The sequence below is a fragment of the Pseudomonas oplopanacis genome (assembly GCF_057128725.1).
Window position 1 is genome coordinate 24,146 of record NZ_JBSKHV010000023.1, and the last position, 24,676, is coordinate 48,821.

11 protein-coding genes and 1 pseudogene are annotated in these 24,676 nt (G+C 60.7%); 2 read left to right on the top strand and 10 right to left on the bottom strand.

The window, feature by feature from the left end:
- Positions 1–159 precede the first annotated feature (159 nt).
- The 8 genes and pseudogenes from ACWKV5_RS28235 to ACWKV5_RS28270 form a co-directional block, all read right to left on the bottom strand.
- Positions 160–1,026, bottom strand: a complete 867-nt coding sequence (locus ACWKV5_RS28235; protein ID WP_483843931.1) for an ABC transporter permease — start codon at positions 1,024–1,026, stop codon at positions 160–162.
- Positions 1,027–1,046: 20 nt separating this feature from the next.
- On the bottom strand, positions 1,047–1,907 hold the full coding sequence (locus ACWKV5_RS28240; RefSeq protein ID WP_410922937.1) for an ABC transporter ATP-binding protein: 861 nt from the start codon (positions 1,905–1,907) through the stop codon (positions 1,047–1,049).
- Between the two features lie 5 nt (positions 1,908–1,912).
- The gene (locus ACWKV5_RS28245) at positions 1,913–2,938 is read right to left on the bottom strand and encodes an ABC transporter substrate-binding protein (protein ID WP_483843932.1); all 1,026 of its coding nucleotides are present in this window, start codon (positions 2,936–2,938) and stop codon (positions 1,913–1,915) included.
- An 18-nt stretch (positions 2,939–2,956) separates the two neighbouring features.
- The gene (locus ACWKV5_RS28250) at positions 2,957–3,844 is read right to left on the bottom strand and encodes a TauD/TfdA dioxygenase family protein (RefSeq protein WP_483843933.1); all 888 of its coding nucleotides are present in this window, start codon (positions 3,842–3,844) and stop codon (positions 2,957–2,959) included.
- Positions 3,845–4,081: 237 nt separating this feature from the next.
- Entirely contained in the window at positions 4,082–5,449 is a 1,368-nt protein-coding gene (locus tag ACWKV5_RS28255; RefSeq protein ID WP_123436283.1) for an HlyD family type I secretion periplasmic adaptor subunit, read from the bottom strand.
- Positions 5,439–7,595 (bottom strand): type I secretion system permease/ATPase, encoded by a 2,157-nt coding sequence (locus ACWKV5_RS28260; protein ID WP_483843934.1) that lies wholly within the window; start codon positions 7,593–7,595, stop codon positions 5,439–5,441. Before ACWKV5_RS28260 ends, ACWKV5_RS28255 begins: the two co-directional genes overlap by 11 nt.
- Before the next feature lie 36 nt (positions 7,596–7,631).
- Positions 7,632–7,789 (bottom strand): annotated as a pseudogene (locus ACWKV5_RS28265) (TolC family outer membrane protein); the annotation flags it as partial.
- 31 nt (positions 7,790–7,820) lie between these two features.
- Positions 7,821–8,129 carry a hypothetical protein gene (locus ACWKV5_RS28270; RefSeq protein WP_483843935.1) on the bottom strand — a complete coding sequence of 103 codons (309 nt, stop codon included), beginning with the start codon at positions 8,127–8,129 and terminating at the stop codon, positions 7,821–7,823.
- A gap of 379 nt (positions 8,130–8,508) precedes the next feature.
- Between ACWKV5_RS28270 and ACWKV5_RS28275 the strand changes: the two genes are divergently transcribed.
- Complete coding sequence (locus tag ACWKV5_RS28275; protein WP_483843936.1) at positions 8,509–21,402, top strand: retention module-containing protein; 12,894 nt, start codon at positions 8,509–8,511, stop codon at positions 21,400–21,402.
- Between the two features lie 149 nt (positions 21,403–21,551).
- Positions 21,552–21,890: a hypothetical protein gene (locus ACWKV5_RS28280; protein ID WP_007948790.1), complete on the top strand. Its 339-nt coding sequence runs from the start codon at positions 21,552–21,554 to the stop codon at positions 21,888–21,890.
- Between the two features lie 150 nt (positions 21,891–22,040).
- Here ACWKV5_RS28280 and ACWKV5_RS28285 read toward each other — a convergent pair whose 3' ends face one another.
- Together ACWKV5_RS28285 and lapD are read right to left on the bottom strand one after the other, a co-directional pair.
- The gene (locus ACWKV5_RS28285) at positions 22,041–22,322 is read right to left on the bottom strand and encodes a DUF6124 family protein (protein WP_483843937.1); all 282 of its coding nucleotides are present in this window, start codon (positions 22,320–22,322) and stop codon (positions 22,041–22,043) included.
- A gap of 402 nt (positions 22,323–22,724) precedes the next feature.
- Positions 22,725–24,671, bottom strand: a complete 1,947-nt coding sequence (gene lapD / locus ACWKV5_RS28290) for a cyclic di-GMP receptor LapD (RefSeq protein WP_483843938.1) — start codon at positions 24,669–24,671, stop codon at positions 22,725–22,727.
- Between the last annotated feature and the right edge of the window lie 5 nt (positions 24,672–24,676).

Sequence of the window (24,676 nt, forward strand, 5' to 3'; positions counted from 1 at the left end):
AGCAAACAACGCCCCATTGATGCGGCGGCTGTTCTGACCCCTTCGCGAGCAGGCTCGCTCCCACAGGGGATTTATGTGGTTCACAAAATTGGCATCCAATGAAGATCCACTGTGGGAGCGAGCCTGCTCGCGAAGGGGCCAGACCAGACACCACAACGCTTACCGCTGCATCCCCCAGCGCTTAACCGTCACCCGCTCCAACGAATCAAACACCAGATTCTCCACCAGCAACCCAATCAAAATCACCACCGCCAACCCGGCAAACACCTTGTCGGTATACAGCTCATTACGGTTCTGAAAAATGTACCACCCCAACCCACCCTTGCCGCTGGTCGCGCCAAACACTAACTCTGCGGCAATCAACGTACGCCAGGCGAAGGCCCAACCAATCTTCAACCCGGCAAGAATCGACGGCAACGCCGCCGGAATCAGGATAAACAGCACAAACCGCATGCCCTTGAGCCCGTAATTACGCCCGGCCATGCGCAACGTTTCCGAAACCCCGAGAAACCCGGCATAGGTGTTCAAGGCCAACGCCCACAGCACCGAATGCACCAGCACAAAAATTAAACTGTTCTGCCCCAGGCCGAACCACAGCAATGCCAACGGCAACAACGCAATCGCCGGCAGCGGGTTGAACATCGAGGTCAACGTGCTCAGCAGGTCCCGACCGAACTGGGTCGACACCGCCAGCGTGGTCAAGGCAAACGCCAGGACGATGCCGATCAGGTAACCCTTGAGCAACACCACCAGCGAAATCCAGACCTTGCCCAGCAACTCACCACTGAGCAAACCGTCATACAGCGCGCTGGCCGTTTGCAGAAAACTCGGCAGCAGCAGGTCGTTGTTCTGAACGCGGGCGACCACTTCCCACAGCACCGCCAGCAATATCAGGATCAGGCTTTTACGAATCCAGCCCTGCTGCCAGAGGCGCTGACCGAGGGGTAATTCACGCTCCAGCGGTACGCTGGTCAGCGGCTGCAAAACCGTTTCGAACTCTTCACGCGCAGATGATAAATGGCTCATCGGGCACTCCTCTCAATGGCTCAATAAGCGATGCGAATGTCGGAGAAATCCAGCTCGCGCTCGGTCTCCGGCGACTGGCCTTCATCGAACAACAACCGATGAATCCGTCGCGCCGACTCCTGAAACGCCACGCCACCGAGGCTGTGCAAATCGTATTGATGGCTGTGGACCTCCGCCCGCACACGGCCCGGATGCGGGGACAACAGCAGAATGCGATTGCCCACCACCAGCGCCTCTTCGATGGAGTGCGTGACGAACAGCAGCGTGAAACGCACCTCTTCCCACAGCAGCAGCAATTCTTCCTGCATCTTGCGGCGGGTCAGCGCATCGAGGGCGGCGAAGGGTTCGTCCATCAAGAGGATTTTCGGTTGCATCGCCAAGGCGCGAGCGATGGCGACTCGCGCTTTCATGCCACCGGACAGAGTGTGCGGATAAGCGTCGGCAAACGCCGCCAGCCCAACCTTTTCGAGGTAGTGCAGCGCGCGCTCTTCAGCCTCTTTACGCTTCAGGGTTTTGGACGCCAGCAGCGGAAACATCACGTTCTGTTTGACGGTTTTCCACGGTGGCAGTTGATCGAACTCCTGGAATACCACGATCCGGTCCGGCCCCGGCGCATGCACGGTTTGCCCTTGAAGACGGATCTCGCCCTCACACGGCTGGATGAACCCGGCAACTGCCTTGAGCAGGGTTGATTTACCGCAACCGGACGGGCCGAGCAGCACAAAGCGGTCCGCCGGATCGATTTCAAAACTGACTTGGTGGGTCGCCCGAACCACACGCTGCGGCGTGCGGTATTCGAGGCTGACGTTGTCGACCGACAGCAGCGCCTGGGCTGCGACGTTCGGTTTGCTGACCGTGTGGCCTTGCAAAGGGGCGTTCATTTCAGTCAGCTCCCTTGCAGTGGCTTGGCGTCCTGGAAGAAGTAATCCTTCCACGAATCCGGTTTGTTTTTGATCGCGCCGACGCGGTAAAGGAACTCGGCCAGTGGATACGTATTCTTCGGCGTGACGCTGAATTCGAACTGCGGGTTGTCGATGATTTTCAGCAACGCGGCGCGGTCGATTTTCGCCTTGGTGACGCGGATGTAAGTGTCGGCAGCCGCGCCTTTATCGTTCTGGGCAAACTCCGCCGCTTCGGTCAGCGCCGCGATGAAGGCCTTATAGGTTTTCGGGTTCTCTTCGCGGAATTTCTCGGTGGCGAACAGCACCGTCGGCGAGTTCGGGCCGAGCACGTCGTAGGAGTTCAACACCACGTGGACGTTGGGGTTGGCCAGTTCCTGATCCTGGAACGGCGGGTTGGAAAAGTGCCCGGACAGCTCGGTGCCACCGGCCACCAACGCCGCCGTGGCGTCGGGGTGCGGTACCGCAATGGTGTACTTGTCGAGGCGATTGAATTCCTTGTCACCCCACTGCTTGGCAGCCGCGTATTGCAGGAAGCGTGACTGCACCGACACACCCACCGCCGGCACCGCGATGCGGTCCTTCTCGGTGAAATCGGCGATGGTTTTGACCTTGGGGTTGTTGCTCACCAGGTAGTAAGGGAAGTTGCCGAGGGAGGCCACGGCTTTGACGTTCTGCTTGCCGTGGGTGCGATCCCAAATGGTCAGCAACGGGCCGACGCCGGCGCCAGCGATATCAATCGAACCGGAGAGCAGCGCATCGTTGACCGCCGCACCGCCCGAGAGCTGAGTCCAGTCAACCTTGATGTCGATGCCTTCCTGCTTGCCGTACTTCTCGATCAGGTTTTGATCGCGCACCACGTTGAGCAACAGGTAAACAATGCCGAACTGCTCGGCGATGCGGATTTCACCTTCGGCGTGGGCCACAGTCGGCGCCACCAGGCTGCCGGCGATCAGGCTGAAACCCAGGCCGATGGCAGCCGCCAGCGGTGCAAAGGGAAGACGTTTGGACATGATCAAATCTCCGACAAATCAGAAAGGCGCGTCGCCCTGGATGGTGGTGCGATACAGCTTGCGGCGCAGATGGCTGGGGCATCCGGCGGCGAGGTGGATCAGCGAGCGGTTGTCCCAGAACACCAAGTCATGCGCCTGCCACTGATGGCGGTAGATGTTTTGCGGCAGCACGCTGTGGGCGTAGAGTTCGGCGAGCAGTTGCTGGCTCTCGTCTTCCGGCAAACCAACGATGCGGGTGGTAAAGCCTTCGCTGACGAACAGCGCCTTGCGCCCGTTTTCCGGGTGCGTACGGACAATCGGGTGAACCACTTCTGCGACCTGAGCCAGTTGCTCCGGCGTCAGGGTCGGGCGCCAGTTGCCTTCGAATTTGGTCTCGCTGTAGCGCGCCGTGTACGAGTGCGCAGCGGATCGGCCTTCAACCGCTTTGCGCAACGCGTCGGGCAGGTTGTCCCAGGCTTTGTGCATGTCGGCGAACAGGGTGTCGCCGCCCTCGGACGGCAGCTCTTGGGCGTGCAACATCGAGCCCAGGCTGGGCAGTTCTTTATAGGAAAGGTCGGAATGCCAGAACTTGCCGGCATCACCGAGGCCGATGGATTGGCCGTTTTCGATGATGTTGGAAACGATGAGAATTTCCGGGTGGCCGGCCAGCAGGAATTGCTTGAGCACGTGAATCTGCAACACACCGAATCGTCGGCTGAAGGCGATCTGCTGCTCGGGGGTAATTCGCTGGTCGCGGAACACCACGACGTGATGATCCAGGTGCGCGCGATGGAGGCGGGCGAAGTCCTGGTCATTGATCGGGCGGGACAGGTCAAGGCCGATGATTTCGGCACCGACGGCGCCGCTGAACGGGCGGATGTCGAAGGTTTGTGGCGCGATGCGGTTGGTAGCAGAGACAGCTGACATAAAAATCACTCCCACGCACGGCACGCTCAAGGGCGCGCGCGTCGATCAAGAAACTCACGGAGGTCCCGTGTTCGTTCGTGTCGTGCGGCGCGCCGATTGGTCGGCAGGTACGCAGGAGAGTGACTTTATAGGTATAAGAATCGAAATTTAAATACCGTTAGTGAATAACGATATGGCAGAACAGACGATGTACAAATTGTGGCGAGGGAGCTTGCTCCCTCGCCACAGGTTGACTGCCTACCGCTCGTGCAACGCCTCAGCCCGCGCCCGAATAATCGGCTTGAGCAAATAGCTGAGCACCGACTTCTTGCCGGTGATGATATCCACCGACGCCACCATCCCCGGAATGATCAACAACGGCTTTTCATCCGTCCCCAGGTGACTGCGATCCGTGCGCAGCTTGATGATGTAGTACGTGGTCTTCTTGTCTTCATCGGTGATGGTGTCTGCACCGATCTGTTCAAGCTTGGCCTTCAACCCTCCGTAGATGGTGTAGTCGTACGCCGTGAACTTCACCGTCGCCTCTTGCCCCGGGTGCAGGAAGGCGATGTCTTGCGGGCGAATTTTTGCCTCGACCAGCAAGGTGTCGTCCAGCGGCACGATTTCCACCAGGTCACTGCCCGGCTGGATCACGCCGCCAATGGTGTTCACCAGCAGCTTGTTGACGATGCCGCGCACTGGCGATGCCACCAGCGTTCGGCTGACCCGGTCTTCCAGCGCTTTGCCGGTGGCCTGGGCCTTGTTCAGATCGGTGCGTGCTTCGTTGAGTTGAGTCAGGGCTTCGCTGCGGAATTTACCGCGCGTCTCGTCAATCTTGCGCTGCACTTCCTTGATCGCCGATTCGGCGCGAGGGATCGCCAGTGTCGTGGCATCCAGTTGTCCGCGCGTTTCGACTTCGGCACGCCGCAGGCGCAGCACTTCAACCGGCGACACCGCGCCCTGGGCCACTAATGGCTCGGACATGTTGATTTCCTGGCGTTGCATACTCAGTTGCTGGCGATACTGCGACTGTTTGGAGGTGAACTCACGCAGCTCTTGCTGACGCTGGATCAACTGCTCCTGCAAACCACCGATTTCATCGTGCAGTTGCTGGCGACGGCTGGTGTACAGCGATTCTTCGCTGGCCGCCTGAACGGGCACGGCTTTGAGCACGTCCGCCGCGAAATTCAACGGACGGTCGTCGACTTCCGCGCTCAGGCGCTCGACTCGCAGCAGCATCGACAAGCGATCCGCTTCAGTCTCGCCGACGTTGGAGGCGAAGCGCGTGTCGTCGAGGCGAATCAGCGGCGCACCCGCCTCAACGATCTGCCCTTCTTTGACGAACAGCTCGGAGACGATACCGCCCTCAAGGTTCTGGATTTTCTGGATCTTCGACGACGGAATCGCCTTGCCATCGCCCTTGGTGACCTCGTCGATCACCGCGTAGTTGGCCCAGAGCATCAGGAACACGAAGAAGGCAATAATCGCCCAGATCGTCAGGCGCACCACGCGCGGGGCGTCTTCGATGAGGGCCTTGTTGACCTCGGGCAGTGGCTGGCCATGCAGCGACTCGGAGCCTTTGAAGTAACGGCCGATCGCACCCTTGAAACCCGACTTAAGCAACACTGATCTGCCCCTTCTTCAACGCTTCCATCACGGCGGCTTTCGGGCCATCGGCAAGAATTTGTCCACGGTCGATGACGATCAAGCGATCCACCAGCGACAACAACGAAGCCCGGTGCGTGACCAACACCACGGTTTTACTTTCAACCACCGCCGCGAGGCGTTGTTTGAGGCGTTCTTCACCGGTGTTGTCCATGGCACTGGTCGGCTCATCGAGCAGCAGAATCGGCGGATCGAGCAACAGCGCCCGCGCCAGCGCGACGTTCTGGCGTTGACCGCCGGACAGGTTCTGCCCGCGCTCACCGACTTGCAGTTCGTAACCTTGTGGGTGCAGACGGGCGAACTCATGCACGCCAGCCAGTTCGGCGGCTTGCAAGACCAATTCGTCTTCTACATAACGTGCGCCCGACACCAGGTTATCGCGCAGGGTGCCCGCCAGCAGCTGAATGTCCTGAGCCACGTAGCCGATGTTGTGGCGCAACTCGCTGACGTCGATCTGACGGATGTCGACGCCATCCACCAACAGCGCGCCGTCGTCCGGCTGGTACAGACCCACCAGCAGTTTGGCCAGGGAGCTTTTGCCCGAGCCGCTGCGACCGATGATGCCGATTTTCTCGCCCGGCTTGATGGTCAGGTTGATGTTCTTCAGCGCCTGGTTTTGCTGTTGCGGGTAGGTGAAGTTCATCTGCCGGCACTCGATGGCGCCTTGCAGCACCTTGCGGCTCAACGGACGCTCTTCGAAGTTGCGCTCTTGCGGCAACTCCATCATTTGATCGACCGAGGTCATGGTCACCCGCGCTTGCTGATAACGGGTCAGCAGGCCAGACAGCGAGGCCAGCGGGCTCAGCGCGCGACCGCTGAGCATGTAACAGGCAATCAGGCCGCCCATGCTCAGGTGACCGTCGATGATCTGGTACACACCGAAGACGATCATGATCACCCCGGCCAGTTGCTGGATCAGCAAGGTGATGTTCATCGCCAGGCCGGAGAGCATTTTCACCCGCAGTTCGAGGCGGCTGAGGGTGCCGATGGTTTGTTCCCACTGATACTGGCGTTCGCTTTCGGCGTTGTTGACCTTCACCGCGTCGAGGCCGGCGAGGGTTTCGATCAGGCTCGACTGGCGCTCGGCACCGAGGGCCATGGTTCGTTCCATGGTCGCTACCAACGGCTTCTGCAACGCGTAGCCGATCAGCAGGGCAATCGGGAATGCCAGCACCGGAATCCACACCAGGTGCCCGCCGAGGATCGCGATGACCATGAAGATCAGCAGCGTAAACGGCAGGTCGATCAGGCTGGTCAGGGTCAGCGAGGCGAGGAAGTCGCGCAGGCTCTGAAACTCATGGATGTTCTGGGCGAAGCTGCCGACCCGCGCCGGGCGGTACTTCATGGCCATGCCGACAATGCGTTCGAACAATGTGGCGGAGATGATCAGGTCGGTTTTCTTGCCGGCCAGGTCCAGGCACAGACTGCGCAGGCTCTTCAGAATCAGGTCGAACAGGTAGGCACCGGTAATGCCGATGGCCAGGACCCACAGGGTCGATTCAGCCTGGTTCGGTACCACACGGTCGTAGACGTTCATCACGAACAACGGCGCGGCCATGGCGATGATGTTGATCAGGAAACTCGCGGCGATGGCGTCGGCGTACAGCCAGCGCGAACGCTTGAGGGTGTCGCGGAACCACGAACGCGCACGCGGAATCAGCGTGCCGTGATTGACGTCGAATTTGTGCTGCGGTTGAGCGAAAAACACTTTGCCGGTGTAGTCGTCGGCGAGCAGTTCGCGACTGACGACACTTTCGCCGCCATCGCACTCATTCAGCAGCACGCGCGCCTGGTCGTCACCGTGCCAGCCAAGCAGGACCGCACTGCGGCCATCCTTGAGCAACAGCAGTGCCGGCATCGCAATCGCCGGGATCTGCTCAAGCTTGCGTTGCAGCACCCGACCTTGCAGGCCGGCGCGAGCGGCGGCGCGAGGCAGCAGTTCAACGCTCAGGCGTTGCTTGGGCAATGGCAGGCCGGTGGTCAACATCGCGGCGCTGGCCGGCTTCTGGTGCAGAGTGCACAGGGCGAGCAGGCCATCCAGTAACGGATCGTCATGCAACGCGCGTGGATCATGGATGAGTTGAACCCGACTGACTTCTGATTCCACGCTCGACACTCTTGGCTAACGGTAAAAAGGGAGGACTCAATTCATCCCGGGGAGCTGAACCTGGGCTTCTCGTCGTTCTGCACAACGGATGCCAACGGTGCGACCACTCCCTGGCTTTTGAGCAACTGGCTCATGGTCGCCTTGAATCGGTAATGAGTAAATAACTGAATGTTTTTGATCTCGGCGGCTTGTTGACGCACCACTTCATTGAACGTCGAAAAACCGTCAAAAGCCATTGGCCAGAGGCGCTGGCTCGACACCTGCGGAGCAAAAATTTTCCCGGTGATTATGGGTCGATGCGGCTCGCGTGATGTCGCTGTCATTGCCTTTTACAACTTGACCGCCCAGCAGATCGATCCTTGGAAAGTATCCCCCTTTTGCCTCCTTTAACTGATAATCCGCGCCCAATCGATTATTAACACCAGCCTGGACTTCCGCATGGACTTCCAGCGCCTGTCGCATGGCCTGCGTAAAGCTCTGTACCTGAACAAAACCGGTGCCTGTAGCGATGAATAAATCCTTGAACCACTGCAAGACGAACGGCTTCGATTTCCCTGAGTTACTTGTCGTGAATCACTGCGAAGCATACGAACGCATCGGAAAATGACCGCACGAATGACCGTATGTCGGAAAGTTAAAAATTGGAGCCAAATCACAGTCGGCAAGACGGCTCGTCACTCAAATATCAATGTGACATTACTGGGACGAGTGTTTAGGATGACACCTGCAAGGTCAATAGTTTGGCATATAGTCAATAGCGAAAAAATATAGACAATTAATTGACGAATATCCGCGTCAATCTTGCGTCTACTCTTGTTTTAAAAGTACGCCCGGACAGGGCAGGCCAAATGCCGTCATGTCTCAGTAAGTCACCTGTGCAAGTCAACTGAATGCGCCACCCGGAGAGTCTTCAATGAGCAGTGTTGTTGCCATCGTCAAAAGCATTGTCGGTCAAGTTTTCGCGGTGTCCCCAGAGGGCGTCCGTCGTGTACTCGTTGAAGGCGATCGGTTGCTGGTGGGCGATCAGGTAGACACTGGTGCAGCGGGCGCTGTCACGCTCGAACTGGCTGACGGCCGGACCCTTGACCTGGGGCGTGACACTCAGTGGAGCGCCAACACTCCGGACTCTAGCACCGACCTGGCAGAAGCCACCGCACAGGCCGCGCCATCGGTTGAAGAACTGCAGCAAGCCATCGTCGCCGGCGCCGACCCGACCAAAGACCTTGAAGCCACCGCGGCCGGCCCTACGGCTGCCGGCACGGGCGGCGCGGCAGGTGGTGGTCACAGCTTCGTGATGCTGGATGCCACCGCTGGCCGAGTGGACCCGACCGTGGGTTTCCCGACGGCGGGCTTCGGCACCAGCGCATTGGCGGCACAGAACCCTCTCGACGGACAAACGGCCGACACCAACCCGAACTTGCAACGTGAGTCGACCCTGAGCCTGAGCGCCACGCCGACCATCACCGAAGCCGGCGGCGTACTGGTTTACACCGCGACCCTGAGCCAGGCACCCCTGACCGATTTGAGCATTACCTTGTCCAACGGCTCGGTGATCGTGATCCAGGCCGGCCAACTGACCGGCACCGTCAGCGTGCCGCTGGCGCCGAACGACACCGTTTATAACGACTCCACCCAGATCAATGTGACCGTCACCGGCACCACGGGCGGCAACGGCATCATCGTCACGCCGCCAACGACTCCGGCCGTGACTCAGGTCACCGACACCGTCGACACCACTACCGTTACGCTGACCGCCGGCGCCAGCGTTACCGAAGGCGGCGTGATCACCTACACCGCGACGCTGACCAACCCGGCTCAAACCCCGGTGACCATCACGCTGTCCAACGGTTCGACCATCACCATCGACGCCGGCAACACCACGGGCACCGTCAACGTGCCGACCGCTGCCAACGACGTCTATAACAATGGCAGCACCGTCACCACCACGATTACCGGTGCTACGGGTGGCAACTTCGAAAACCTGGTCCCGAGCACCACGCCGGCGGTCACTACCATCACCGACTCCCGCGACGACACCGGCCTGAGCCTGTCGGCATCGACCGAAGTGGCCGAGGGCGGACAGATTCTGTACACCGCGACCCTGACCAATCCGGCCGGCACGCCAGTCACCGTGACCTTGAGCAACGGCGCGGTCATTACCATCGCGACGGGCGCGACCACCGGCAGCGTGAGCGTCCCGGCGCCGGCTGATGATGTCTACAAAGACGCAGGCAAAGTCGAAGTCACAGTCAAAGAAGCGGTGGGCGGTAATTTCGAGAATCTGGTCACCAACCCGGCAGCGGCGGTGACTCAAATCACTGACACGCTCGATACCTCGACGGTCAGCCTGACCGCCAGCGGCACTGTTGCCGAAGGCGGCACCGTGGTTTACACCGCGTCCGTTACCGCTCCCGTCACCGGTTCGCCGGTGGTCGTGACCTTGTCCAACGGCCAGACCATCACCATTCCGGTCGGATCGAGCAGCGCCAGCGTCAATTTCACTGCGCCGAATGATGCTTTGGCCGGCGGCGGCTCCTTGAGCGTCAAGATTGATGATGCCAAGGGTGGCAATTACGAGAAGCTGGACGTTGACGGCAAGTCGGCGGACACCTCGGTCACTGACACCGCAGACACCACCACACTGAGCCTGACCGCGACCGACTCCGTCGCTGAAGGTGGCTCGATCGTTTACACCGCGACCCTGACCAATGCTGCCGGCACGCCAGTGACCGTCACCCTGAGCAATGGCGCGGTAATCAACATCGCTGCGGGGGCGACCACTGGCTCGGTGACCGTCAAGGCACCGGCCGACGACGTCTACAAAGACGCCGGCAAAGTCGAAGCGACCATCAAGGACGCCACGGGCGGCAACTTCGAAACTCTGGTCAAAGACCCGGCTGCCGCCGTGACCAGTGTCACCGATACCGTCGACACCTCAACCGTTACCCTGACCGCCACCAGCAGCGTGGCCGAGGGCGGCACCGTGGTTTACACCGCATCGGTTGGCGCTCCGGTCACCGGTTCGCCCGTCATCGTGACCCTGGCCAACGGTCAGACCATCACCATCGACATTGGCAAAAGCAGCGGCACCGTCAATGCCGTGGTTTCGAACGATGTGGTCAATGGTCACGCACCGGTCACCAACTCGATCACCAACGTCAGCGGTGGCAATTACGAAAACCTGGTCGCCGACAAGACACCGGTCAGCACCAGCGTGACCGACACCGTCGACACCACCACCGTCTCGCTGACCGCTACCGGCAACGTCAACGAGGGCGGTTCGATTGTTTACACCGCGACCCTGACCAACCCGGCCGGCACGCCAGTGACCGTGACCCTGAGCAACGGCGCGACCATCACCATCGATGCCGGTAAAACTACCGGCACCGTCAAAGTCGATGCGCCGAAGGACGACGTCTACAAGGACGCCGGCAAAGTTGAAGTCACTATCAAAGACGCTGCTGGCGGCAACTTTGAAAGCCTGGTCACCAACCCGGCGCCAGCCGTGACAAACGTGGCTGATACCACCAACACCACACGCCTGACCCTCAGTGCGGACACCGCGGTACTTGAAGGTTCGCACATTACTTACACCGCGACCCTGAGCCACGCCGCACAAACCCCGGTCACCGTCACGCTGAGCAACGGTGAGACCATCACCATTGCCGCGGGCAAAACCAGCGGTTCGGTGACCATCGCGGCGCCAAGCGACGACGTCTACAGAGACACCGGTTTGCTCACTGTGAAAGTGACCGACGCCACCGGCGGCAACTTCGAGAACCTCGTCGTCAGCCCGGCACCCGCCATCACCATCGTCTTTGACACCATCAACACCACGTTGCTGTCTCTGTCAGCCAGCCACACCGTCAGCGAAGGTGGCCAGATCACCTACACCGCCACCCTGACCAACCCGACAGACACGGCCATGACCGTAAAATTGAGCAACGGTGCGGTCATTCAGATCGCCGCAGGCGCTTCCAGCGGCTCGGTCGAGATCGCGGCACCGGCTGACACACCGTACGTCGATGGCGGCAAAGTCGCGGCGATCATCGTCAGCCAAAGCGGTGGCAACTTCGAAAACGTCGCGGTCAACTACGCGCCGGCGGTCACCACCGTTGCTGATACGAAAGACACTACCGGCCTGACACTGAGCGCCACCCCTTCGGTCGCTGAAGGCGGTTCAATCGTCTACACCGCGACGCTGACCAATGCTGCCGGCACAGCCATGAATGTGACACTGAGCAACGGCGCAGTGATCCATATTGCCAAAGGCGCCCTCACCGGTTCGGTGAACTACGCCGCACCGTCGGATGATGTCTATAAAGACGCCGGCAAAGTGGAAGCCAGCATCACCAAGACCACCGGCGGCGACTTTGAGAACCTGGTCGCCGACAAGACGCCAGCCGTCACCGACGTGACCGACACCATTAACAACACCACAGTTTCCCTGACCGCCACACCGAGCACGGCCGAAGGTGGCACCGTGGTTTACACCGCCTCGGTCAATGCGCCTGTGACCGGCACGCCGGTTGTTGTGACTTTGTCGAACGGCCAGACCATCACCATTCCGGTCGGCGCCAGCAGCGCCCATGTGAACTTCAAGGCCCCCAACGATGCCCTGGCTGGCGGCGCAACGCTGAGCGTGAAAATCGACGGCACCACCGGTGGCAACTACGAAAATCTGGTGGCGAGTAAAACGCCGGCAGTCACTTCAGTGACCGATGTTAAAGACACCACCACGGTTAGCCTGACCGCGACCGATTCCGTCGCTGAAGGCGGCTCGATCGTTTACACCGCGACCCTGACCAACGCCGCCGGCACTCCGGTGACCGTCACCCTGAGCAATGGTGCGGTGATCAGCATCGCTGCGGGTGCGACCACTGGCTCGGTGACCGTCAAGGCGCCGGCCGATGACGTCTACAAAGACGCCGGCAAAGTCGAAGCGACCATCAAGGACGCCACTGGCGGCAACTTCGAACACCTGGTGAGCAGCCCGGTAGCAGCGGTGACTGACGTCACTGACACGATCAACACCTCGACGGTCAGCCTGACGGCGACGCCCGCTACGACCGAAGGCGGCAACGTGGTGTACACCGCGTCCGTCAATGCACCGGTCACCGGCCAGGCTGTGGTCGTCACCTTGGCCAATGGTGAAAAAATCACCATCGCCGTCGGTGAAAGCAATGCCTCGATCACCGTCAAGGCGCCGAACGATGCGCTGGTCGGTCACGAACCACTGATCAACTCCATCAAGGAGGTGACCGGTGGCAACTTCGAGAAACTGGTCGCCGACACAACGCCGACCTCGACCGCCATCAGCGATACCGTGGACACCACCAAGGTGACCATGACCGCCAGCGACTACGTGGTCGAAGGCGGCAACATCACTTACACCGTCAACCTGACCAATGCCGCCGGCACTGACATGACGGTCAAGTTGAGCAACGGCGAGAGCGTCGTGATCAAGGCTGGTGACAAGTCAGGTTCCATCACCATCCCGGCGCCGGGCGATGACGTCTACAAGGACGGCAGCAAGATCACCGTCGGCATCGCCAGCACCAGCGGCGGCGATTTCGAGAAGCTCGACGTCAGCCAGACCACGCACACCACCACCGTCAATGACACCATCGACACCACGACGCTCAAACTCAGCGCAGACGTGAGTACCGTCGGCGAAGGTGGCCAGATCCTCTACACCGCCACCCTGAACCATCCGGCTGACACGGCGATGACCGTGACGCTGAACAATGGCCTGGTGATCAACATCAAGGCCGGCGAGTCCAGCGGTTCGGTGCCGTACACCGTACCGAATGACATCTACACCGGCGCACCGGTCGTCCGCGCAGCCATCGCGGACAGCACCGGCGGCAACTTCGAAAAACTCGACACCGACCGCTCGGCCGTCGTCACCAAAGTGACCGACACCGCCGACACCACCAGCCTGACCCTCAGCGCCAGCGGTTCGGTGCAGGAAGGCGGGCAAATCGTCTACACCGCGACCTTGTCCCATGCCGCCGGCAGCGACATGACCGTGAAACTGAGCAACGGCTCGACTATCACCATCCTCAAGGATGCGGTGTCCGGCCACGTCAGCGTGGACGCACCGAAAGACGACGTGTACCTGGACGCCGGCAAAGTCACCGCCAGCATCGACCAAGTCAGCGGCGGCAAGTTTGAAAGCCTGGTGCCGGACAAGTCTCTGGTGTCCACGGACATCACCGATACCCTCAACGACGTGGTCGCCAAACTGACGGTGGACAACGCCAGCGTCACCGAAGGCGGCAAAGTCACCTACACCGTGACCCTGACCAACGCCGATGGCCTGCCGGTCAACAATCACGGTGACCTGACCTTTACGTTGACTGACGGCACCGTGGTTAAAGTGGCGGCCAACCAAACCAGCGGCAATACCGTGGTGACCACCCAGGACAATCACGTCATCAACCAGTCGGTGACAGTGGTCAATCAACTGACTGGCGTTTCGGGCACCAGTAATTATGAAAACCTGGTACTGAGCACCGACAAGACCAGCGTCACCATCCTCGACAACGACCACGCGCCAGTGTCCATCGGTGGCGCTGTCACCGGAGTCGAAGATTCGACGATCACCCTGAGCTGGAACGACTTCAAGGTCACCGACGTCGATAACGACAGCTCGCTCGGTATTACCATCACCCAGGTATCGGGCGGTGGCACCCTGCTGTTCAACGGCGTGCAGGTCACCTTGGGCCAGACCATCAGCCAGGCGGATATCGCCTTGGGCAAACTGACCTTTGTGCCCGCCGCCAATGAATCAGGCACCGATGGTTATGGCGGTACCGGCATCGGTAACAAAGCGTCGGATTACGCACAAATTCAGTTCAAGCCTACCGACGGCTTCAACCAGGGCACTGAAGCGACCCTGAAGGTCGACATCACTCCGGTGGCGGATGCGCCAACGCTGAATGTCGCGGGCAACAACGTAACGTCGACTGGATTGATCAAGGAAGTCTGGACCGGCCTGTCGGGTCTGGGCACCGATGGCAGCGGCGCGGCAACGGGCACGCTGAAAAGTGTCATCGATGGCGCGGGCACGCCGAATTCCAGCAGCACCGTCAGCAACGTGCAATCCGGTGGCGATGTGGCCCAAGGCACCGCGTCGAAAACCTCCGGCCTGATTTACCTGGAAGCCGGCAAGACTTACACCTTCAGCGGCACCGGCGACGACAGCTTGCTGGTGACCATTGGTGGCAAGAACATCGCGGCCACTACGTGGGGCGCGGGTGCCAACCTGAACGGTTCGTTCACACCGTCTGCCAGCGGCTACTACACGCTGGACATCTACCACCATAACCAGAACGGCCCGGGCAACTACGACGTCAACCTGTCGGTCAACGGCAGTCCGGCAGTCGATCTGAGCAGCGCTGGCGTGCCGATCTACACCGGCGTGGCGGACCTTACCCATGCAGGCGTGACGGTTTCCGACCTGCACGGCAGCAATGGTGAAGGCTACTACGAGGGCTACAAACTCAACGAAGGCGCGCAGGGGACCAGCGTTCACCTGTCCGCCATCAATACGGCACTGACCGACACCGACGGCTCCGAAATCCTGAGCGTGAAGATCAGCGGCATTCCGGCCGGCTCGGTCCTCACCGATGGCGCGGGCCACACCTTCACCGTCACCGCGACGTCCGGCGAAGCCAACGTCACCGGCTGGAACCTCGGCACCCTGACCGTGACCCCGCCGGCGAACTACAACGGCCAGTTCAACCTGACCGTAACCTCAACGTCCACCGAGACCCTCGGCGGTTCGGCGCCAAGTACCGCGACGATTCCGGTCACGGTTTACCCGACGGCCTATGTCAGCGAAGTGGTCGCGACCCTCACCGTGGATAAAACCACCGTGGCCGAAGGTGGCCAAATCACTTACACCGTGACCCTGTCCAACAAAGACGGGATCGCCATCAGCAGCCACGACGAGCTGACCTTCAAGCTGTCCGACGGCACACTCATCAAAGTGCCCGCCAACGCGGCGTCGGGATCGTTCACCATTACCGCCCCGGACGACATCCTGATGGGCGGTCAGCCGACCATCGTCAACAAACTCGAAAGCGTCAGCGGTGCTGACAACTTCCAACAACTGACCCTGGCTCAAAATTCGTCGCAAACCAGCGTGACTGACGAATCAGGTTCGGGTACCTCGATCAACAACCAGGGCGACAAAGTCGGCATCACCATCGTCGGCAACGGCGCGGTCCTGGAAAACCAGGCGCCGAGCTTCACCATCAAGCTCGACAAGGCCCAGAATGTTCCGCTGACCGTGAAGTTGAGCGATGGCCAGACCGTGACCTTCGCCGCAGGCGAAACGGAAAAAGTCCACACCCTGGCGCCTCAAGGCGAAGACGTCTACAAAGACGCCGGCACCGCGACATTGGGCATCAACGGCGCGACTTCCGGTGGTACTGCGCTGGAAAACCTGGTGGTGGGCAACCCGGCGTCGGTGGTCATCACCGACACCATCAGCGAAGTTATCGCCAAGCTGACCGCCACGCCGTCGGTCAACGAAAACGGCACCATCACCTACACCGCGACCCTGACCGATGCCAAAGGCGCATTGGTCACCGCGCACGATGCGCCAGTAACCGTCACCCTCGACAGTGGCAAGACCATCACCATCGCCGTCGGCCAGAGCTCCGGCACCTTGTTGGTGACCGCAGACAACGACGTCTACAAAGGTCCAACCACCGTTACCGAAGGCATCAAATCGGCTGCCGGTGGCAACCTGGAATTGATCGCTCCAAACGCTGACAAAGTCAGCACCTCGGTCAATGACGTCAACGACGCCACCACCGTGAAACTGACCGCCACGCCGTCGGTCAATGAAAACGGCACCATCACCTACACCGCGACCCTGACCGACGCCAAAGGCGCACTGGTCACCGCGCACGATGTGCCAGTCACCATCACCCTCGACAGTGGCAAGACCATCACCATCGCCGTCGGCCAGAGCTCCGGCACCTTGTTGGTGACCGCAGACAACGACGTCTACAAAGGTCCGACCACCGTCACCGAAGGCATCAAATCGGCCGCCGGCGGCAACCTGGAATTGATTGCTCCGAACACCGACAAGGTCAGCACCACAGTCAATGACGTCAACGACGCGACGACTGTGAAGTTGACCGCCACTCCGAGCGTTGATGAAAACGGCACCATCACTTACACCGCGACGCTGACCGACGCCAAAGGTGCACTGGTCACCGCGCACGATGCGCCGGTCACCGTCACTCTCGACAGCGGCAAGATCATCACCATCGCCGTCGGCCAGAGCTCCGGCACCTTGTTGGTGACGGCGGGCAACGACGTCTACAAAGGTCCGACCACCGTCACCGAAGGCATCAAATCGGCGGCCGGTGGCAACCTGGAATTGATTTCGCCAAACACCGACAAAGTCAGCACCTCGGTCAATGACGTCAACGACGCCACCACCGTGAAGTTGACCGCCACTCCGTCGGTCAACGAAAACGGCACCATCACCTACACCGCGACCCTGACCGATGCCAAAGGCGCACTGGTCACCGCGCACGATGCGCCGGTCACCGTCACTCTCGACAGCGGCAAGACCATCACCATCGCCGTCGGCCAGAGCTCCGGCACCTTGTTGGTGACGGCGGGCAACGACGTCTACAAAGGTCCAACCACCGTCACCGAAGGCATCAAATCGGCGGCCGGTGGCAACCTGGAATTGATCGCTCCAAACGCTGACAAAGTCAGCACCTCGGTCAATGACGTCAACGACACAACCACCGTGAAGCTGACCGCCACGCCGTCGGTCAATGAAACCGGCACCATCACCTACACCGCGACGATCACCGACAAGAACGGCGCACTGGTCACCGCGCACGATGCGCCGGTCACCGTCACTCTCGACAGCGGCAAGACCATCACCATCGCCGTCGGCCAGAGCTCCGGTACCTTGCTTGTGACCGCGGGCAACGACGTTTACAACGGCGCGCCAACCGTCACTGAATCGATCAAGAGCGCCAGCGGCGGCAACCTTGAAGCCCTCGGCGCGGACAAGACCAGCGTCTCGACCACGGTCGGCGACTTCAAGGACACCACCACGGTCAGCATCACTGGCAGTACCTCGGTGACCGAAGGCCAGACCGCCAGCTACACGGTGAGTCTGACCAACCCGGCGCAGACCGAAGTGACCCTGAAAATCGTCTACAGCGGCACCGCAGCCGACGGTTCGGACTTCACCGGTGTGTACACCGTGAAGATTCCCGCCGGCGCCAGCAGCGCCAATTTCAGCGTCGCGACGCTGGACGACCGGATCACCGAAGGCACTGAAAACTTCGTGGTCAAGATCGACTCGGCCACCGGCGGCAACTTCGAGACGTTGGCGGTCAGTTCGACCAATGGCAGCGTCAGCACCTCGATCATCGACAACGATGCGCCGCCGGTGCTCGACCTCGACGCCAACAACTCCAGCGGCGCCACCGGTGCCAACTACAACGTGACGTTCACCGAAGGCACTACCGGCCAGGGTGTATCGATCGGCGACACCGACCTGAAAATCACCGACCCGGACAGCACAATGCTGACCGGCGCGACCATCGTGCTGACCAACCGTCAGACGGGCGATGCGCTGAACCTGGGCAACAGCGTGAATGGCATCACCATCAATGCCAACAGCACGAATGGCACGGTCACGCTGACGTTGTCCGGCAACGCGACGCTCGCCGACTACATGCAGCAGATCAAGAACATCAGCTTCACCAACGGCAGTGAAGACCCGAGCACCGTGCCGCGGATCATCACCGTGACCGTGACCGATGGCAGCAACTACTCCAACACCGCGACCACCACCGTGACCGTGGTCGGGGTGAATGACGCACCGACCGCCGCACCGGTCAACGTCACCGGCACCGAAGACACCCCGCTGATCCTGAGCTGGTCGACCTTTGGCGTCAGCGATGTCGACAGCCCCGCCGCCAGCCTCGGTGTGAAAATCACCGGCCTGCCGGGCGAAGGCAAATTGCAGTACCTGAACGGTTCGACCTGGACCGACGTCACGGCCAACCAGACCCTCAGCAAGACTGATATCGACGCCGGTAAAGTGCGTTTCACGCCGGATGCCAACGAGTCTGGCGCCAACGGCAATAGCGCCGGCATGGGCAACAACAAGGCGGACTACGCGCAGATCCAGTTCCAGCCAACCGATGGCTCGCTGCAGGGCAACACCGGCACGATCAAAATCGACATCACCCCGGTGGCTGACGCGCCAACGCTGAACGTCGCGAGCAACAACGTAACCTCGACGGGCTTGATCAAGGAAGTCTGGACCGGCCTGTCGGGCCTCGGCACCGATGGCAACGGCGCGGCTACGGGCACGCTGAAAAGCGTCATCGATGGCGCGGGCACACCAAACTCCAGTGGCACCGTGACCAACGTGCAGTCCGACGGCAGCGTCGCGGCAGGCACGGCATCGAAAACCTCCGGCCTGATCTACCTCGAAGCGGGCAAGACTTACACCTTCAGCGGTACCGGCGATGACAGCCTGCTGGTGACCATCGGCGGCAAAAACGTGGCCAGCGCCTTGTGGGGCGCGGGCGGCAGCTTGAACGGTTCGTACACCCCGACCACCAGCGGTTACTACACCCTGGACATCTACCACCACAACCAGAGCGGCCCGGGCAGTTATGACGTCAACCTGTCGGTCAACGGCGGCGCGGCAGTCGACCTGAGCAGCGCTGGCGTGCCGTTGTACACCGGCGTGGCGGACCTGGCCGCGGCCGGCGTGACGGTGTCCGATTTGCACGGCACCAACGGCGAAGGCTACTACGACGGTTACAAACTCAACACCGGTGCCGAAGGCACCAGCGTTCACCTGACCGCGATCAACACGGCGCTGACCGACACCGACGGCTCCGAAAGCCTGAGCGTGAAAATCAGCGGCATTCCGGCGGGCTCGGTGCTCACCGATGGCGCCGGCCACACCTTCACCGCCACCGCGACCTCCGGCGAAGCCAACGTCACCGGCTGGAACCTCGGCACCCTGACCGTGACCCCGCCGCCGTACTACAACGGCCAGTTCAACCTGACCGTGACCTCGACGTCCACCGAGGCGTTGGGCGGATCGGCACTCAGCACCGCGACGATCCCGGTCACCGTTTATCCGGCGGTCTACAACGCGATCACCGCCACGGCCGCCAGTGACACCGTCACCGGCACCGACGGCAACGACATCATCGTCGCCGACATCGGCGGGCTGACCGTGGTGCCGGGCACCAACTACAACATCGCGTTCATGGTCGACAGTTCGGGCAGCATGAGCGCCTCGTCGATCAGCTCCGCCAAGGACTCGCTGACGTCGGTGTTCAACACCCTCAAGCAGAGCATGGGCGGCAACTCGGGCACCGTGAACATCTTCCTGGTGGACTTCGATACCCAGGTCAACAAGTCGGTATCGGTCAACCTGAACGATCCGAACGCCCTGACCTTGCTCAAATCGGTACTTGACTCGATGTCGTCCGGCGGCGGCACCAACTACGAGGACGTGTTCAAGACCACGGCCAACTGGTTCCAGAGCGCCGACGCCGTGGCGAACACCGGGGCGAAGAACCTGACCTACTTCATCACCGACGGCCAACCGACGTACTACCAGAACGGCGAGCAGACCAACCCGATCCTGTACGGCAACGTGAAGCTCGATGACGTGGTGAAAACCAGCAACTACAAGCCGGGCGACACGTTCTCCACGAACATCGACAGCACCCACATCCTGAACATCAACAGTGCGGGCACCGCGACGCTGCAAACCTACAGTTCATGGTGGGGATGGAGTTCGAGCACCCTGGGCACCGTTCACGCTCAAGGCGATGGCACGTACGAGATTTCCAGCCTCGCGGGCAGCGGCAACAACTCAAACTCGAACACCACCGACAACGCCAACAGCAGCTTTGCGCTGCTGGGCAACCTGTCGAATGTCGAGGCGATCGGCCTGAACAAAGACGTCACCCTCTCCGACCTGAAACCGTACGACACGGACCATACGCCGCAAACCAACATCGATCCGAAAGACCTGGCCAACTCGATCATCGGTCACACCGAAACGACGCAGCCGGGTTCCGACACGGTCAATGGCGGCGACGGCAACGACATCCTGTTCGGCGACCTGGTGAGCTTCAACGGCATTGCCGGTGAGGGTTATCAGGCGATGCAGGCGTTCGTCGCCCAGCAGACCGGCGTGGACGTCACCAAGGTCACCACCAGCAACGTGCATCAGTTCATCACCGAGCACTACAACGCGTTTGATGTGTCCGGTGCCCATGACGGCAACGACACCCTGTTGGGTGGTGCGGGCAATGACATTCTCTTCGGCTCGGGTGGCAACGACAGCCTCGACGGCGGCAAGGGCAATGACATCCTGCTCGGCGGCAGCGGTAACGACACGCTGATGGGCGGTTCGGGCAACGACATCCTCATTGGCGGTTCGGGTGCCGATACCTTTGTGTGGAAGTCGGGCGACACCGGCAACGACGTGATCAAGGACTTCAAGGCCAGCGAAGGCGACCGCATCGACCTGCGTGATCTGTTGCAGGGCGAGACTGGAAGCACCATCGACAACTTCCTGAAGATCAGCACGGTGGATGGCGTGTCGTCGCTGCAAGTCAGCTCCGGCGGCAAGTTCAACTCTGGCGACGCGGCTGCCGCAACGCCGGACGTGACAATCAAACTGGAAGGCAACAACTGGTCCAGCGCCAACATCCACACGTTGATTGCCGGCAGCGATCCAACCATCAAAGTCGACCACAACAACAGCTGATCCCACGAAAAACGGCCGCCCTTATGGGGCGGCCGTCACGTTTGTGCCGTTCTCCACGGTGACGATTTCGTCGCCGCACCGCATACTCGCGTCCAGTTGGCCTATGCTGCTGACAGCATGAGGCTGGTTCATTTCTGAGGGATGCTCACATGTTCTACGTGCAACGCGATGCGCAAGGCCAGTTAGTGCGCGTGGAAGCCGCGGCCTACGCCGAGGCCACGGAAACACTGCCGGCCGACCACCATGAAATCCAGGCCTGGTATGCCAACGAAGTGATGGAAACCAGCCTCAAACAGCTCAAGCAAAGCGACCTGGAAATGATCCGGGTACTCGACGACTTGATCCAGGTGCTGACCAGCAAAGGCGTGATCCGCGTCACCGACCTGCCGCCGGCGGCACAGGCCAAATTGATGGACCGGACCCAGGCGCGTGAGGCGTTGGGCGGGTTGAGTCATTTGATTGATGATGAAGAGACGGGGTTGATCTAAGGCCCCGCCTTTTTGGGTGTCTGGGCTGGCGCCTTCGCGAGCAGGCTCGCTCCCACATGGGACTTCAGTCGTCCACAAAAATTGTGTTCACTGGAGATCAACTGTGGGAGCGAGCCTGCTCGCGAAAGCGGACTTCAACCCAACACAAATTTATCCTGCCAACCCTCCCGAACCCGGCGCCAACTCTGGCGATTCAAGGTGATCCAGCGCCCGCTCCACCAATAAATGAACCCCATCAGCCATTCGGCTAATCGCTAGCGCGACGCAGCGGCGTGAACCGTCGACATCGTCTGCCAGGTCGGCGGCGATGGCGCTGATGGAGCGCAGGTCTTCGGAGGCGTTGGCCAGGAGGGCTTCGGTGGGGATATCGGGGGAGACGGTGAAGAGGTGGCCTCTGCGGGGAGAAGGCGGATTTGGCGTTACTTTGAACATGTTGTATCTCCATCTGTATTGGGAGCTACGACCGTTCGCTTGCACGCGAATGGGGTGGCAGCTGTGCGCGAGTGTGCAAGACCGGGCAGACGGACCCCGGCAGATCATTCTCGGAAGAAAGATCTCCCACGCACAGCCGCCATAAAACAATGGCGTTGCGCGTCGTCTTTTACCCGGACTTGCACGTCCGTGTCACCGATTATTCAGTGACAAGGCCAGACTAGACCTGCGCATTACCCGGAACAAGTTCACCAAAACCGACGCAACTCGAAGGAAATCTCCTAGGAATTTTCCTTCAGATTTTCCGGTGCTTGCACTGACGCTTTCGCGAGCAGGCTCGCTCCCACATAGGAATGCATTTCAATTGTGGGAGCGAGCCTGCTCGCGAAGAGGGCGTCAGCCTCACTGCCAAGGCTTGGGCTCACCAAACAACTGCCCCTGAACCCCATAAATCCCCATCTCCCGAATCACCGACAACTCCCCTTCAGTCTCGACCCGCTCGGCAATCAGCGGCAAATCGATGCTGTGCGCCGCGCGCTGGATCGCCTCGATGAACAAGCGCTTGTCGCTCTCCTGATCAATCGCCCGAATGTAGCCGCCATCGATTTTCAGGTACGCCAACCCCAGCCGCGCCAGGTTGCCGATCATGCTGAAACGCCCGCCAAAGCGTTGCAGGCTCAGGGAGAAGCCGAGTTCTCGCAGACGCCGCGTCAGCTCTTCCAGCATCGCCTGCTCGGGCAATTGTTCCTCGCCGATTTCCAGGGTCAGGCGCGGCCCCAGATTGGAATTCGTGCGCAGAATCTCGAAGATTTTATTCAGCGTTTGCGGATCGCCCAGCGTCGCTGACGACAGGTTCAACGCCAGCGACTCTTCGTGGCCCGCCATCTGCTCCAGCACCAATTCCAGCATCAGCCGATCCAGCCGCGCGGTCCAGCCGAAACGCTCCAGCCACGGCAGGAAGCGCCCGGCAGGAATGGTCTGGCCCTGCTCATCGACCAGGCGCGAAAGCACTTTGTAATGCAGCACCAGTTGCGTGTCCTGGCTGGCAACGACCGGTTGGAAATACAACTGGAAGCGCCGCTGATTCAACGCCTGGTCCAGCAAGTTGTTCCAGGCATGATGGTCATCGCCGACACTGGCCGACGCGCTGTGATCCAGGCACGCCCAACTCGGCTCGCCCTGACTTTCGGCCTGCGCCAATGCCTGATCACCCAACCCGAGCACCGCTTGCGGTGAGTCGCCATGAACGAACGGCGCTAGCCCGATCGAAGCCACCGTGGCCACGTCGGTGGCGCCTGTCGCATGCAGGCTCGCCAACGCACTGTCGAGGTTCTGCGCCAGTTGCAACGCTTCTTCGCGCACCAGCCCTGGCGCCAACACCGCGAACTCGCCGCCGCGAATCCGCGTAACGAGGTTCTGGGTTTCCGGGTACTTGGCACACTCGCGGGACAACTGCTCGCCCACCGCTTTCAACAACTGGTCGGTGCGCTGACCGCCCAAGCGCTGGTTCAAACCGGCCAGGTCCTTGACCCGCAACAACAGCAGATAACCGGAACTGGCCTGCTCCGGATTGCTCACCCGGGCGTTCAATTGCATCTCGAAAAAACGACGGTTGGCGAGCCCCGTCAGGTTGTCCTGATAGGACTCGACCCGCAGTTTTTCACTGCGCTCGGCCTGTTCCTGAAACAGCGCCTTGAGCTTCTCGACCATCTGGTTCATCGCCTGCACCACGCGGCGCAGTTCCGGGGTGCGTGGCAACTCCGGAAGGCTGAGGAACTCACGACGGGCGATGGCGTGGGATTGCTGGACCATGTAGTCCAGCGGCTTCAATTGGCGGCGCAACAACAGCGCGCCGAGCACCGCGCTCACGGCGCCGCAGACCAACAACCAGCCGAGGCTGCCCAGCGCGCTCTGCCACAGCTTGGCCAACGCGAACATCGGGTGGCTGACCACCTCGACCCGCGCCGCCTGCTCCCAGCCACGGCTGACAATCGCATCGCCGCCAGCGGCTTCGAGACCAATCATTTTGACGAACCAGTCCGGCACATTGTTCACCGCCGGAATCCCGCTGCGCTCGACGATGGTTTTGTCGTTGCTCAGGTCAACGACGCGGATGCTGGCGTAGTAGCCGCTGTCGAAAATCGAACTGACCAGCAACTCGACCATCGCCGGGTCGTCGATGTTGGGTGTCAGGGACAGCGCCAGCGCCGTCGCGGCGTCCTGGGCGTGGGAACGCAATTGGTTGACGTACTGCGTGCGCGAACTTTCCAGGCTGACCATGAAGCTGCCGGTGAAGGCGACCACCAGGAACAGACAGATAGCGATCAACAGCTGTTTGAACAAAGACATCTGAG

Coding starts and splice junctions, on each gene's coding strand:
- ACWKV5_RS28235 (WP_483843931.1), bottom strand. CDS start 1,026: ATGAGCCATTTATCATCTGCGCGTGAAGAGTTCGAAACGGTTTTGCAG.
- ACWKV5_RS28240 (WP_410922937.1), bottom strand. CDS start 1,907: ATGAACGCCCCTTTGCAAGGCCACACGGTCAGCAAACCGAACGTCGCA.
- ACWKV5_RS28245 (WP_483843932.1), bottom strand. CDS start 2,938: ATGTCCAAACGTCTTCCCTTTGCACCGCTGGCGGCTGCCATCGGCCTG.
- ACWKV5_RS28250 (WP_483843933.1), bottom strand. CDS start 3,844: ATGTCAGCTGTCTCTGCTACCAACCGCATCGCGCCACAAACCTTCGAC.
- ACWKV5_RS28275 (WP_483843936.1), top strand. CDS start 8,509: ATGAGCAGTGTTGTTGCCATCGTCAAAAGCATTGTCGGTCAAGTTTTC.
- ACWKV5_RS28280 (WP_007948790.1), top strand. CDS start 21,552: ATGTTCTACGTGCAACGCGATGCGCAAGGCCAGTTAGTGCGCGTGGAA.
- ACWKV5_RS28285 (WP_483843937.1), bottom strand. CDS start 22,322: ATGTTCAAAGTAACGCCAAATCCGCCTTCTCCCCGCAGAGGCCACCTC.
- lapD (WP_483843938.1), bottom strand. CDS start 24,671: ATGTCTTTGTTCAAACAGCTGTTGATCGCTATCTGTCTGTTCCTGGTG.